Source organism: Asaia prunellae JCM 25354 (assembly GCF_000613885.1).
Classification (GTDB): domain Bacteria; phylum Pseudomonadota; class Alphaproteobacteria; order Acetobacterales; family Acetobacteraceae; genus Asaia; species Asaia prunellae.
Map to the genome: position 1 here is coordinate 98,558 of NZ_BAJV01000007.1, position 14,237 is coordinate 112,794.

Annotated in this window: 9 protein-coding genes and 1 pseudogene; 9 read left to right on the plus strand and 1 reads right to left on the minus strand. The window is 55.4% G+C overall.

Translation table 11 applies throughout. The features are described from left to right. Nucleotides 1–27 precede the first annotated feature (27 nt). The 9 genes and pseudogenes from JCM25354_RS07450 (at nucleotide 28) to JCM25354_RS07485 (ending at nucleotide 13,165) form a co-directional block, all read left to right on the plus strand. The gene (locus JCM25354_RS07450) at nucleotides 28–1,293 is read left to right on the plus strand and encodes an efflux RND transporter periplasmic adaptor subunit (RefSeq protein WP_025885550.1); all 1,266 of its coding nucleotides are present in this window, start codon (nucleotides 28–30) and stop codon (nucleotides 1,291–1,293) included. Then, entirely contained in the window at nucleotides 1,242–4,397 is a 3,156-nt protein-coding gene (locus JCM25354_RS07455; RefSeq protein ID WP_025885551.1) for an efflux RND transporter permease subunit, read from the plus strand. Before JCM25354_RS07450 ends, JCM25354_RS07455 begins: the two co-directional genes overlap by 52 nt. Beyond that, on the plus strand, nucleotides 4,394–5,878 hold the full coding sequence (locus JCM25354_RS07460) for an efflux transporter outer membrane subunit (RefSeq protein ID WP_025885552.1): 1,485 nt from the start codon (nucleotides 4,394–4,396) through the stop codon (nucleotides 5,876–5,878). Before JCM25354_RS07455 ends, JCM25354_RS07460 begins: the two co-directional genes overlap by 4 nt. A gap of 15 nt (nucleotides 5,879–5,893) precedes the next feature. Beyond that, nucleotides 5,894–6,232 carry a hypothetical protein gene (locus tag JCM25354_RS07465; protein ID WP_025885553.1) on the plus strand — a complete coding sequence of 113 codons (339 nt, stop codon included), beginning with the start codon at nucleotides 5,894–5,896 and terminating at the stop codon, nucleotides 6,230–6,232. 287 nt (nucleotides 6,233–6,519) lie between these two features. After that, a pseudogene (locus tag JCM25354_RS22365) lies at nucleotides 6,520–7,032 on the plus strand (TolC family protein); the annotation flags it as partial. Nucleotides 7,033–7,184: 152 nt separating this feature from the next. Further along, the gene (locus JCM25354_RS21045) at nucleotides 7,185–7,691 is read left to right on the plus strand and encodes a TolC family protein (RefSeq protein ID WP_148301433.1); all 507 of its coding nucleotides are present in this window, start codon (nucleotides 7,185–7,187) and stop codon (nucleotides 7,689–7,691) included. Next, nucleotides 7,688–8,857, plus strand: coding sequence for an efflux RND transporter periplasmic adaptor subunit (locus JCM25354_RS07475; protein WP_025885554.1), 1,170 nt, complete (start codon nucleotides 7,688–7,690; stop codon nucleotides 8,855–8,857). Before JCM25354_RS21045 ends, JCM25354_RS07475 begins: the two co-directional genes overlap by 4 nt. Before the next feature lie 2 nt (nucleotides 8,858–8,859). Next, nucleotides 8,860–11,988, plus strand: a complete 3,129-nt coding sequence (locus tag JCM25354_RS07480; protein ID WP_025885555.1) for an efflux RND transporter permease subunit — start codon at nucleotides 8,860–8,862, stop codon at nucleotides 11,986–11,988. 121 nt (nucleotides 11,989–12,109) lie between these two features. Further along, nucleotides 12,110–13,165, plus strand: coding sequence for an NAD(P)-dependent alcohol dehydrogenase (locus JCM25354_RS07485; RefSeq protein WP_025885556.1), 1,056 nt, complete (start codon nucleotides 12,110–12,112; stop codon nucleotides 13,163–13,165). A gap of 42 nt (nucleotides 13,166–13,207) precedes the next feature. Here the strand turns inward: JCM25354_RS07485 and JCM25354_RS07490 are convergent, their stop codons facing one another. Next, a complete protein-coding gene (locus tag JCM25354_RS07490; RefSeq protein ID WP_025885557.1) occupies nucleotides 13,208–14,023 on the minus strand; it encodes a DeoR/GlpR family DNA-binding transcription regulator in 816 nt (271 codons plus the stop codon). Nucleotides 14,024–14,237: the final 214 nt, after the last annotated feature.

The following is a 14,237-nucleotide window of genomic DNA, read 5'->3' on the forward strand; positions in this document are numbered from 1 at the left end:
TCATTGGTATTTTTGGATAGCGCCAGCATGCGAGTATTATCGTCTCTCTCTCCACGAACACCGTGGACCCTGAAGACCTCAACCAGCCTTTCCCTGCGTCTGATTCCCCTTGCTCTTCTGACGCTTGATCTGACAGGCTGCAAACATAAGACTGCTGCCCCGCCACCAGCACCCCAGACGGTCGGTGTCTATACCGTACACCCGCATCCTCTCGAAACAAGCACCTCCCTGCCTGGACGTGTCGAAGCTTTCGAACAGGCGCAGGTACGCCCTCAGGTCGGTGGTGTCATTCTCAAACGTACCTTTGAGCAGGGTACGGACGTCAAGGCAGGACAGTTGCTCTACGTTATCAATCCGGCTCCTTACAAAGCTGCCTATGATCAGGCCAAGGCGCAGCTTCTGCATGCGCAGGCTGCTGCCTTGAGCATCCGCGCCCAGCTTGATCGCTATCGCCCCCTTGCTGCAGCCAATGCGGTCAGCAAGCAGGAATACGACAATACGTTCTCGTCTGCGAAACAGGCTGAAGCCGATATTGCGCAGGCCAAAGCCAATGTCGACAGCGCGGCAGTCAATCTGGACTGGACACAGGTTCGCTCGCCGATCGATGGTCGCATCGGTCGTATGCTCGTGACACCTGGTACGCTTGTCACGGCAGGGCAGGTGAACGCAATTGCTACCGTGACCCGCATGGATCCCATCTATGTCGACGTCAATCTCGCAACGTCGGATATGCTGCGTCTTCGTCGCGAATTTGCTTCTGGCAAACTGGAGAAAGTTTCAGGCAATGCCGCTGCCATCAAGCTCATGCTTGAAGATGGCAGCAGCTATGACAAAACAGGTCAGTTGCGCCTGACCGAAGTCACGGTTGATCCCGCGACCGGGACGATGGTCGTCCGCGCCGAGTTTCCGAATCCGGATCGCCTGCTCATGCCCGGCATGTATGTTCATGCCGAGATCGCTGAAGGTGTCGATCCGACGGCCATCACCATTCCCCAGCCTGCGATGCAGCGGGATTCCAAAAGCGATCCGTTCGTCTACGCACTCGACAAGGACAACAAGGTCACCATTCGTCCGATCCAGCTCGATCGTGCCCTTGGTGGCGATTGGGTCGTGCTTGGTGGCCTGAAAGACGGTGATCGCATCATTGTAGAGGGCCTTCAGAAGGTCCATCCCGGCGCGACTGTCAAACCTGTCGAGAAGACGGAAGACAATCAGCCGCGCACGCAGGATAAGAGCTCCTCATGTCACGTTTCTTCATCGACAGACCCATTTTTGCCTGGGTCATCGGGCTGATTATCATGCTGGTCGGCGGCGTCGCGATCCTGCGCATGCCGATTGCCCAGTATCCTTCTATCGCCCCTCCGCAGATCGCCATCACGGTCGATTATCCCGGAGCCTCGGCCGATACGGTCAATAATACGACTGTACGTCCAATCCTTCAGCAGATGTCCGGTCTGGACGGGCTCGAATATCTCTCTGCCTCCTCTTACGGCAGCGGACATATGGAAATCGACCTGACCTTCGTGCAGGGCACCAGTCCCGACATCGCTCAGGTTCAGGTACAGAACAAGCTGCAGCTGGCACAACCCCGTCTGCCGACGGAAGTCGTGGCACAGGGACTGAGTGTCACCAAGGCCGTCAAGAACTTCATGCTTGTTATTGCCTTCATCTCCACCGATGGCAGCATGACCGGCCAGGATATTTCCGACTACGTGGCCTCGAACATTTCTGATCCGCTCTCGCGCGTGACAGGCGTGGGTGACCACACCCTGTTCGGAACAGAATACGCGATGCGTGTCTGGATGGATCCTAACAAGCTGTTCAAATACTCGCTGAATGTCAGTGACGTACAGACCGCGATCCAGCAGCAGAATATCCAGGTATCCTCAGGTGAGCTGGGCGGGCTGCCCTCTACCAAGGAAATGGCATTCGACGCCACGATCATCGGCCCCACACGCTTCAGCGATCCCGACCAGTTCAAGAAAATCGTTCTGAAAGTCCAGCAGGATGGTTCGCAGGTTCTGCTTCAGGATGTCGCACGGGTCGAGCTTGGTGCCCAGAACTACAATTTCACTTCGCACTGGAACAACCTGCCTACTGTCGGTATGGCACTGAAGCTCGCTCCGGGCGCAAACCAGATCACGACTGAAGCGGCCGTTCATGCAAAACTTGCCGAACTTGAGCGCTACTACCCGCCGGGACTGAAGACCGTCTATCCTCTGGATACGGAGCCCTTCATCACCCTGTCGATTGAAGAAGTCGTCAAGACCCTGCTTGAAGCCATCGCGCTCGTCTTTGTCGTGATGTTCATCTTCCTGCAGAACTTCCGCGCAACGCTTATTCCGACCATTGCCGTGCCGGTCGTGCTTCTGGGAACATTCGGCGTGCTTGCTGCGATGGGTTACTCGATCAATACCCTGACCATGCTGGCCATGGTTCTTGCGGTAGGTCTGCTGGTCGACGACGCCATCGTGGTGGTTGAGAACGTCGAACGCGTGATGACCGAAAAGCACCTGTCACCCAAGGAAGCATCCCGACAGTCAATGGACGAGATTTCCGGCGCGCTCGTCGGTATCGTGCTCGTTCTGACTGCCGTGTTCCTGCCAATGGCAGCATTCAATGGCTCAACAGGTGTGATCTATCGTCAGTTCTCGATCACGATTGTCGCGGCCATGTGGCTCTCTGTTCTCGTCGCCATGATCATGACCCCCGCACTCTGCGGCTCCATGCTCAAGCCGACGCACGAGAAGCCGGAACGTGGTCCGATTGCCTGGTTCAACAGAAACTTCGACCGTATGACCGAGGGCTACCTCAAAGGGGTGAATTTCCTCGTTCGCCGGCGTGCACTCAGCATGGTGCTGTTTGCCATTCTCACGATTGGTACGGTCCTGCTTTTTGCCCGTGTCCCGACCGGATTTCTGCCCGATGAGGACCAGGGTATTATTTTCGGCCAGGTGACGATGCGGCCTGGTGCAAACGATGCCCAGACAGCAGCCGTTAACAAGAAGATTACTGACTACGTTCTCAAGAACTACGGCGACATCACTGAGTCTGTCTTTGCCGTCAATGGCTTCAACTTTGCTGGCCAAGGGCAGAGCGCAGGTGCCTTCTTTGTCCGTCTCAAGCCGTGGGATGAACGTCCGGGCAGCCAGAATACGACCATGGCTGTTGCCGGAAAGATCATGAAGCATTTCTGGACGGACCCAGAGGCAATCATCTATGCGATCAATCCGCCAGCCGTGCTGGAACTTGGTAACGCCGCAGGCTTCGATCTGGAGCTAGAGGATAATGGTCATCTCGGTCACAAGGCTCTTCTGGATGCACGCAACAAGGTTCTGAGCGCTGCGGCCAAAAACCCGCTGCTTCAGGCGGTACGTCCCATGGGCCTTGAAGATCAGCCACAATATCATCTTGAGATCGACCGCCCCCGTGCCAATGCTCTGGGTGTCACAAACGCCGAAATCAATACGACCATCCAGGGTGCATTCGGCTCGATCTACGTCAATCAGTTCATGCGCAGTGACCGCGTGAAACAGGTCTACATCGAGGGTGAATCATGGGCGCGCATGCGTCCGGAAGATCTCAACAAATGGTATATCCGCAATACTGCGGGTTCCATGGTACCGTTCAATGCCTTTGCTTCAGGTAACTGGGTCGTTGGCCCCCAGAAAGTCGAAAACTATAACGGCCTGAACGCCTTCGAACTGCAGGGCCAGCCTGCTCCGGGCTCAAGCACTGGCACCGCCATGGCTGAGATGGAAAAGATCATGGCAACCCTGCCGAAAGGCATCGGCTTCGAATGGACCGGCATTTCCTACGAACAGGTTGCCTCTGCCGGTGCAACGGGGCCTCTTTATGCCCTCGCTGCGGTGGTGATCCTGCTCTGCCTCGCCGCTCTGTACGAAAGCTGGGCGATCCCCATTTCGGTGCTTCTCGTGGCTCCTCTGGGCGTGCTGGGCGCAATTGGATCGACCCTGTGGCGCGGTCTGGATAATGACGTCTATTTCCAGGTGGGACTGCTCACAACCGTTGGTCTCTCTGTCAAGAACGCCATTCTGATCGTGGAATTCGCCAAAGAGTTCTTTGAACACGGCGACAGTCTGGAAGAAGCCGTACTCAAGGCAGGTCGTGAACGTCTCAGACCAATCCTGATGACTTCGATCGCCTTCGTCTGTGGTGTGTTTCCGCTGGCAATCGCCACGGGAGCAGGCTCGGCAGCGCGTGTCGCCATCGGTACCTGCGTGGTGGGCGGTATGCTCTCTGCCACCATTCTGGCGGTCTATTTTGTGCCGGTCTTTTTCGTCGTTATCCTGCGCCTCTTCCGTGTACAGCGCATAAAGGATCGGGTGGACCCTTATGAAAGCCGCAATCAAGCTGCGCAGGGAGAGGGCGCATGAGCCAGCTTAGGAAACTCAAGTCGGTGAGCGTCTTTATGGCGTTCACCATGCTGACCTCCTGCAATCTGGCGCCCAAATACGAGCGCCCGTCGCAGCCAGTCCAGAATGCCTATCCCAGGGATTCAGGCAAGACACAGCCTCTCATCGGGCAGGCGGCTTCGGATATCGGCTGGAAGCATTTCTTCACAGATCCACGTCTGCAGGCCCTGATTGAACTGGCCCTGAAAAACAACCGTGATCTGAGAAGCCAGGCTGCTGCCATCATGGAAGCCCAAGGCAGTTATGAAGTTCAGCACGCCTCGCTCTTTCCGCCGATTGGGGTATCAGGACAGGGACAGTATTTCTCTCCCTCTGACACGGCAGGATTCTCATTCGCGCCCGGTCTAGGACGTGGTGCTTCAATGCTCCGCTATTATGGCATGGGCATTGGCTTCTCAGCGTATGAAATCGATCTCTTCGGACGTATTCGCAACCTGTCCAGACAACAGGCTGAAGAGCTTCTCGGTACGCGTATGAGTGCCCAGTCCGTACTGATCAGTACGGTATCACAGGTTGCCAACACCTATCTTGCCTGGCTGGCAGACAGGGAGCTTGTGCGTGTCACGAACGAAACCTTGGCATCCCAGACTAAAACCCTGAACCTGACCAAGCTGAAATACGATCATGGCGAGGCGGATGCCCTGACGCTGGCCCAGACGCAGACCCAGGTCGAGCAGGCTGCCAGCAACAAGGCCCAGTATGAACGCCAGATGGCTCAGGACGAACATCAGTTGCAGCTGTTGGTCGGAGTGCCCTTGCCAGACACGCTCCCCCCCCCACAGCCTTTCGGGTCTCAGACCCTGCTCAGCGATCTTCCGGCCGGCCTGCCGTCAGATCTGATCGCACAGCGCCCCGATATTCAGGCTGCTGAGCATAATCTGATGGGCGCCAATGCCAATATCGGTGCGGCCCGTGCAGCGTTTTTCCCCAAGGTCACTCTGACTGCGCAGGAAGGGGTGAGTTCGCTACAGTTCAGGCATCTTTTCACGCCCGGTGCCCAGACATGGTCGGTATCGCCCAATATCGAGCTTCCGATTTTCACCTGGGGTCAGAACGAAGGCAATCTGAAAGTCTCGAAGGCGCGGCGTCTGACCCAGATCGCCACCTACGAGAAAACCGTTCAGACTGCTTTCAAGGAGGTGTCGGATGCGCTTACTGCACGCGAGACCTATCTCGCACAGGACTCGCATCTCAAGGCTCTGGTAGGCTCATCGCAGCAGGCATTCGATCTTGCCATGATGCGCTACAGTACCGGTATCGATCCGTACCTCACGACTTTGACCCAGCAGCGCTCTCTTTACGATGCGCAGCAAAACCTCATTGTTGTGCAACTCGCCCGTTACCAGAATCTGGTAACCCTTTACCGGGCTCTTGGTGGTGGCTGGAGCGCTGCGGATGTTACCGCAGCAGGCACATCACGTGAGGCTCCACGTAGAGGCTGATACAGGAAACCAAGCATGAAACAGGTAAAACTGTGCGCCGCTCTGGGAGTGATGCTGGCCGGGGGGATTGTCCCCCTCGGCCAAGCCTGCGCTCAGGATGACGATGACAGCAAGAAGAAGCCGGACATGCATCAGCTTGCACGGTCTTCGGCATTGCCCAAGGCTGAGGCCGATTTCAGCATGTTCAAGTTCCGCCCCCGAGGGGACAAGGTCATCGAACAGCCAGATGCCAATCGTATCCTCTTCAAACGTCCGGACGGAACACCTGACGGCTACGCGCAGCGTCGGGGCAATGCCGTGATCTACTATGATCGCTTCGGCAAGGTCTCGCATGTGCAAAGCCTCGACGACTGACACTGAATAACAGGTAGGCAGGATCCTATTTTCGAAACCTGATCATACAGGGTCTGGTTTCGCGCTTTGCAATCATGGCAACGAAACTTTCTGTCTGCCAGTTATTATTATTTATTTTATTGTTCAGCCAAGATTTGTCGCGGACGATGGGAAGTTAGTCCCTAATATCATTTCCCATGTCAGTGATTCCTAGGTCGTCCCGACGCCATGTCAGGGCATGGGCTTGTTCCATCTCTCCCGGAGGCTCCCTGTTGCGGAGCGCTCTGCTTGTCATGGGCGCATTGGCCATGGCCCCGCCCTGTCTGGCAGAGAGCTTTCACGAAGCCATCCAGTCAGCCTGGGACAGGGATCCGGCAAACCGGTCGTTCTCCATTGATGCCAAGGCCTCTGCCAGGAACGCCCGTGCTGCCCAATCCTGGTTTCCGGACGGACCGATCATCGCCGGGCAATATCTGGATGATCACTTTATAGGTTCCAATGTCGGTTACACGACCTATCAGGGCAGCATCAGCGTACCATTATGGTTGCCGGGACAAGGTACGGCGACCATGCGGACCGCACTGGCAGACGAAGCCGTTGCAAAAGCCAGGATCAAGGTACAGCATCTTCTGAGCGCCGTTCGTGTACTTGATCTCGCCAGTAACGCGACTCTTCTCAAAAAAAAAATCGGTAATCTGAAGGCGACCAGTCAGCTGCTGGAACGGGTGGCTCATAGCTCCCATCAGGGATTGACCGCGGGAGAAATTGCAGCTGCCGATTTCGATGCCGTTATTGGCGAAAAAGGCGATCTCGACGCCCAGATTGCCCAGTCAGAACAGGCACTGGAAAGCGCTCGCGCCGAACTCGAAGCCCTGACCGGCACAGACGATATTCCTGATATTCTGTCACTTGACGGACGTATGCTCGGTACTCGGACATTAACACTGGACCTTCGCAGGATCCCCGCATCGAGATGGCTCAGGCCGTTACAAAAAGCGCCAAAGCCTCCTACAGCCTTGCCAGACATTCATACATGCCTGCTCCGCAGGTTGGCGTGCAGGTGCTCAAGCAGGGCCAGTACGCCAGCCCCTGGGACACACAGGTGGGCCTGCAGTTCTCGATGACTCTCCCCAGTGAGGCGCGCAACACGCCTATCGTCATGAAAGAGGTCAAGGCGATGGGAGCCGCGGAGCGAGACGCCGTTCTGGCCCAGAGACAGGTGATTGTCGAATATCGTCGGACACGTGCCAGTCTGGCCTCTGCCCTGACCATGCTTCGTCATTCAAATACGGCACAGCAAGCGCTGGATGCTCGCGCCAGCGATCTCGAGCATGCCTGGAGCGTGGGTGAAACGCCGGTTATCGAATATCTGCGCGCCCGACGGGCAGCGCTTGATGCCGGTCAGAGACGAGCGGAGGCTGATGTCATCTGGCATGCGGCCATGATCAGAATGAGCCTGATGGCTGGACATTATCCATGAAATTTTCTCCTTTGCGTCTCCTGTTTACCCTTCCTCTCTATGCCTCCGTTGCCCAGGCTCAATCGACAGAAAATTGGCCTAACCAGCCGATCGTGATTGCAAAAGAAGCTCTCAGGAGCGAGGCCATTCATACGGCAAAATCTGAGCCTGGCGCTCTGCCGCCACATATCGATGTGCCCGCCTATATTGATCAGGATGACAGACGAAGTGCCCGTATTCATCCGGTGGGGCAGGGTAGGGTACAAACGGTTCTGGTAACGCCCGGAGAGCTCGTCAAAAAGGGGCAGGTTCTGTTCACTTATGACGATTTCAGTCTCAGCGACGCACATCAACGCCTGTTATCAGCTGAAGCCTCTCTCCAGCAGGCCAAGGCACTGCGTGACGATGCCCGTCTCGCCTATGAGCGCGGTCGCGCCTTGCAGGGAGGCGCCGTCTCGCAGGGCGAGGCGCAGAGACGCTATTCCCGCCTCAGGGAAACGCAAGGTACAGTCGAACGGAGTCAGGCCATCGTGCAGAATGAACGCGAACGTCTCGCTCGCTTCAGCTCTTCCTCCGAGCGCACTGACGGCCTTCATTCCGCAGTTATTTCTCCCATCGACGGTATCGTGGACAAGATAACAGTCGGTGTTGGCGAGGAGGTTTCCAACCGGACGGCCCCTGCTGTTGAAATTGACGATCTGAGCAAGGTATGGGTGGTCTCCCAGGTCGGCGAACAACAGGCGACACGGCTCAGTCGTGGTGGCCGTCAACTGACCTGGCCTACACCCGATACTCAGCCGATTGCGTCTCATATCGATCTGATAGAGGGCAGTGTCGATCCCATGACACGTCATGTTCTGGTGCGCAGTCTCGTCGAGAATGAGAAACGTCAGCTACGTCCCGAAATGCTGGTCAAGACGCGCCTTTTTTCCTCGGATACCGTGAAAGGGGTGCTGATTCCGGAAGCCGCCATCCAGACAATCGGCAGCGAGAAATGCGTTTTCGTCAGGATAGACGACACGCATTACGAAGCCCGAAAGGTTACAATCGGCCCTGATCTGGATGGTATGATCGTTGTGACCAAAGGGCTTCATTCCGGTGAAAATGTCGTCACCGATGGCAGTTTTGTCCTCAAATCCCAGGCCCTCCTGACGCCCCCGGCCCGTCATGAAGAGAGCAAGCGCTGATCATGCGTTTCATGCTTGCCCTGCTGAAAGGCCGCGCCGCTATTCTTGGTGCCGTCGTTCTGCTCATGATTGCCGGTATCGCTGATCTGAGATCGCTCTCTGTCGAGCCTGTCCCTGATATCTCGCCACGGCAGGTGCTTGTCTCGGTAAGGGCGCCGGGATTGCCGACCGAAGAGGTTGAGCGGCTCGTTACCTTTCCGATCGAGACAGTCATGTCCGGTCTGGTTGGAATGACCTCAATGCGCTCGGTTTCGCGCACCGGAGTCTCCGTCCTTTATCTGCAGTTTAATGACGGTACGGACATTTACCGGGCACGTCAGCTCGTCGCCGAACGCCTGCCACAGGCCCGCTCAGCCGTTTCGGTAAAAGGTCTCGCGATCACCATGGGACCGATGGCGACCGGTATGGGTGAGATCCTGCAGGTACAGATTCATGGCAAGGGGCGCTCTCTGGCTGCCCTTAACCGGATCATGACCTGGAATGTCGTGCCAAAGCTCAGACTCATTCCGGGCGTCATTGACGTGAATATCAACGGAGGCGCTTCCCAGACCTATCAGGTTGCTCTCAACCCCATGGCGTTACGGCAATTCCAGGTTTCGGTCTCGGACGTCTTCAATGCCGTTGATCGTGACAACGAAGCTGCCGGCGGTGCCTGGATCGAACATAACGACGAACAGCATGTTATCGTAGGACGATCGCTGATCGACAATCTGCACGAGCTGGGTGAGGTTCAGGTCCGGTCCATGCCCAACGGGGGCGTTGTTCATGTACGGGATGTAGGCAAGGTTCAGGAAGGCAATCTTCCCCGACTGGGTGGTGTTACGAGAGACGGAGAAGGCGAGATCGTGGCCGCCGTGGTGCTGCTACAGCAGGGCGCCAATGCAAAAGCCACACTGGCCCGTATTCAGAATGCCCTACCCGGTATCATTTCAACCCTGCCTCAGGGAGTCACTCTCGAACCATTCTACAGTCGCGCCACTCTGACCGACGTCACCATTCATACGGTGAAGGAAAACCTCGCTCTCGGCGCCTTGCTGGTTCTTCTCGTGCTTCTTGTCGTGATTGGCGACTGGCGGGCCACTGTTGTCATCATCTCGGTCATTCCGTTCTCACTGATTGCGGCCATGGTCGGCATGCGCCATCTCGGCATTTCCGCCAATCTGCTCAGCCTGGGTGCTATCGATTTCGGTATGGTGGTCGATAGTGCGCTGGTAATTGTAGAAAGCGTCCTCTCCAGCCAGGCAGCAGCCAATGTCCCGCTGACACAGCGTATTGCTGATACTGTTAGGACAGTAGCCCGGCCGGTTATTTTCGCCATTCTGATCATCATCATGGTCTATCTGCCTGTTCTGACGCTTCAGGGCGTGGAAGGACGCATGTTCAGACCCATGGCACAGACCGTGATTCTCGCGCTCATTGCCTCCCTGATCTATGCCCTGATTGCTGTGCCTGCCTTTGCCGCACTCCTCATGCGTATCCGGTCGGGACATGCAACAGGACATGACCAGATCTCCGATGAAAACAGCATAGGGACAGAACACGATACATTTTTCATCCGTTTTTTGCGACGTGGCTTTGCTCCGGCTTCACGCTGGTGTGTAGCCCATGGCAGGGTCGTCATAGGAATTGCCCTTGTCATCCTTGTCATGTCTGCCGGGCTGACCACACGCCTGGGAGGGGAATTCATTCCGCAGCTCCAGGAAGGCGATCTGATCGTCACCTCCACACGCCTGCCCGGAATTTCGCTCGATGCCTCGCTACGTTCCATCACCCAGATTGAACGGACTCTTCGCGAGTTCCCCGATATCAGGATGCTGGTCAGCAATAGCGGCACGTCGGCCATTCCGACGGACCCTCAGGGTGGAGAGCAGTCAGATACCTATGTCCTGCTCAAACCACGTTCGGAATGGAAGACGGCCAAGACCCAGGAAGGGTTGATACGCGCCTTTGATACCGCGTTACGCAAGAACAATCCGGGCTCCCTTTATTCATGGAGCCAGCCAATCCAGATGCGCATGGACGATCTTCAATCCGGTGTGCGCTCGCAGATTGCCATAGGGATTTATGGTCCTGACATCGACAAGCTGATGCAGCTTGCCGCTCAAACCGCAAGTGTGGTTGATCATGTCCAGGGGGCAGCGGATGTGGCACCTCAGGATGTTGGTACAATATCCTACTTGCATATCGATGCTGACCGCACAGCCGCCGCTCGCCTGAATGTCGACACGTCCGAAGTGCTCGATGTGGTTGAATCAATCGGCGGCCATATCGGTCCACCGGTTTCACTGCAGGACGCCCTTATTCCTACCGAAGTGCGGATCATGCCTGAGGCACGTCAGACACTTGACGATATCCGGCTTCTGCCCGTTCTCACACGTGACGACCATACGGTACGTCTTGATCAGGTTGCCCATATCACCATGCGTGATGGTCCCGCTGCCATAAGGCGCAATCAGGGTGAAAGACGCATGATGGTACAAGCCAATGTGCGCGGTCGCGATCTCAGCTCCTTCGTCCAGGAAGCCCAGAGGGCTGTCAGGACGCAGATCACACTGCCACCAGGGTACCGGATCGAATGGAGCGGTCAGTTCCGCAATCTTCAAACCGCTGTTGCGCGACTGGCCATTGTTGTACCGATCACGCTGGTCCTGATCTTCTGTCTGCTCATACTCGCTCTGGGCGATATCTGGATGGCAGGGCTCGTTTTCGTCAATCTGCCCTTTGCAGCAACGGGCGGGATCATCGCCTTGTGGGTGCGCGGCATGCCCTTCAGTATTTCCGCAGGGATCGGGTTTATCGCGCTCTTCGGCGTTGCAACGCTCAATGGCGTCGTACTGATCTCATATATCCGCGGGAAAAGACTTGCGGGCTTCGATGCCGTTTCGGCAGCTGTGAGTGCCGCACGCGAACGCTTCAGACCTGTCATGGCAACAGCAACGGTGGCCTGTCTTGGTTTCTTTCCAATGGCCTTTTCAATGAGCGAAGGAGCAGAAGTCGAGAAACCTCTCGCGTCTGTCGTGATTGGCGGATTGATTTCCTGCACCGCCCTGACTCTTCTTGTATTGCCGACGCTTTATATCAAGATTTCACGGTTTCGTGAAAACCGGGAGAAAAACCCTCTGGTTTCCTGAACCGAACCCAAACGCTCTGGCGGCGTTGCCATGTTATGTTACGTAACCAGCGCATGCAGGCCCGTCCGGGCCTGCAATCCGCTTTTCGTAATTTTCAGAACAATGAAACCGGAGAAAACCCATGCTGTCTTGCATTGGATATGGCGCACAGAAGGCGACCGACCGCCTGGCCCCCTTCAGATTTGATCGCCGGGATACTGGGCCTGATGATGTCCGTATAGACATTCTCTATTGTGGCGTCTGCCATTCGGATATTCATCAGGCACGCAATGAATGGCACAACACCGTTTATCCCTGTGTGCCTGGCCACGAGATCGTGGGGCGCATCAGCGAGGTTGGCAGCAATGTCAGGAAATTCAGGATTGGTGATCTGGCGGGAGTCGGCTGTATGGTCGATTCCTGCCGCGAGTGCGCCAGCTGCAAGGATGGTCTTGAGCAATATTGCGAAAACGGCTTTGTCGGTACGTACAATGGTAATGACCGTCATGGTCGTGGCAACACCTATGGTGGCTATTCAAAAGCAGTCGTGGTCGATCAGGCTTTCGTTCTGAAGGTACCTGAAAATCTCGATCTTGCAGCAGTTGCACCGCTGCTTTGTGCAGGGATCACCACCTATTCCCCACTGCGTCACTGGAAGGTTGGCCCTGGCCAGCGCGTTGGCGTTGTGGGGCTGGGAGGCCTCGGTCATATGGCCGTGAAATTCGCCCGTGCCTTTGGTGCTCATGTCGTGTTGTTCACCACGTCACAAAGCAAGGTTGAAGACGGACTTCGCCTCGGTGCACATGAGGTCGTGCTATCGAAAGATGACGATGCCATGGCAAAACAGAATGCAAGTTTCGACTTCATTCTGGATGCTGTCGCCGCTGATCATGATATCAACGTCTATCTCAACCTGCTCAAGCGCGAGGGAACACTGGTTCAGGTCGGGGCACCAGAAAAGCCTCTGCCTGTTGCCGTATTCAGCCTGATCATGAAACGCCGTAATTTTTCCGGCTCATTGATCGGCGGCATTGCAGAAACGCAGGAAATGCTCGATTTCTGCGGTAAACACGGCATCACCTCTGATATTGAGATGATTGCCATGGATGAAATCGAAACAGCTTATTCACGGATGATGAAATCAGACGTGAAATACCGCTTCGTCATCGATATGGCGACGCTTGAAAACGCCGCCTGAGAGTTCTGTCCCTGGTCTTTCCTCTGAATTATCAGGGGGAGATCAGCAGATCTCGATCGGTATATTCGCCATTTCAAGCTCGGACAGCGTCTCGGGCTTGATCTGGCTATCAGTAAGAATGCGTGCGAAATCCGACAAAGAGGTAAGGCGATGCAGCCCCCCCTGACGGAATTTTGTGCTATCGACCAGCAGAACGGTTTCGTCAGCAATCGCCATCAGTGCACGCTTGATCTTGACGACATCCTGATCGTTCTGGAACGCTGTGTCGCCCGAAACAACGGATGTTGACATGAACATGATATTGGCACGCAAGGAGCGCGCAGCCTGCTCACATACCAGCCCGAAAAATGCATTGCGTGAATTACTGTAATCACCGCCAAGACAGATAATCTTGATGCCAGGGAAGGGCGCAAGGGACTGCACCACACCAACAGCATTGGTGATGACTGTCAGTGGAGCCCTGGCCGGAAGAAGCGGAAGCATTTCGGCAACGGTCGTTGAGTCGTCGAGGATAATGACCTGCCCAGGTTCGATCATTGAGACAGCGCGCTGGATGATTGTCTTCTTCAGATTCGCCGCACGGTGCTGTCGATAAGCAACGTTCTTTTCTGTACGGGCACGGTTCTTGAGCGTGATACCCCCATGGATCTTGTCGATCAGGCCCTGATTTGCCAGGGCATGGGCATCACGATGGATGGTCATTCGACTGACATCGAAATGATCAGCCAGAGATTCTATACTTGCATTACCCTGCTCGAATAGCAGATCCAGAATCTGCTGCTGACGCGATTTGAGGTTCTGACGCTTGATTCCCGGAAAATTCTCCATGGAGGGCGCTGACCTGATGTCATCACTCATTTTCTCAGACTGCCTTTGACGAGGGTACAATAATTGACAGGATAAACTATACTCAAAAACAAGATAACAAAAAATATCACAAATGTATCATTATAACAAGGTGTATCCTGTCGAAGTTATAGATGAAACTCCTGTAATACGATGTTTTACCTCACAAGAAGGTAAAGCAGGCTGTACCTATTTATATCACACATCACACAATTTTGTGATTTTA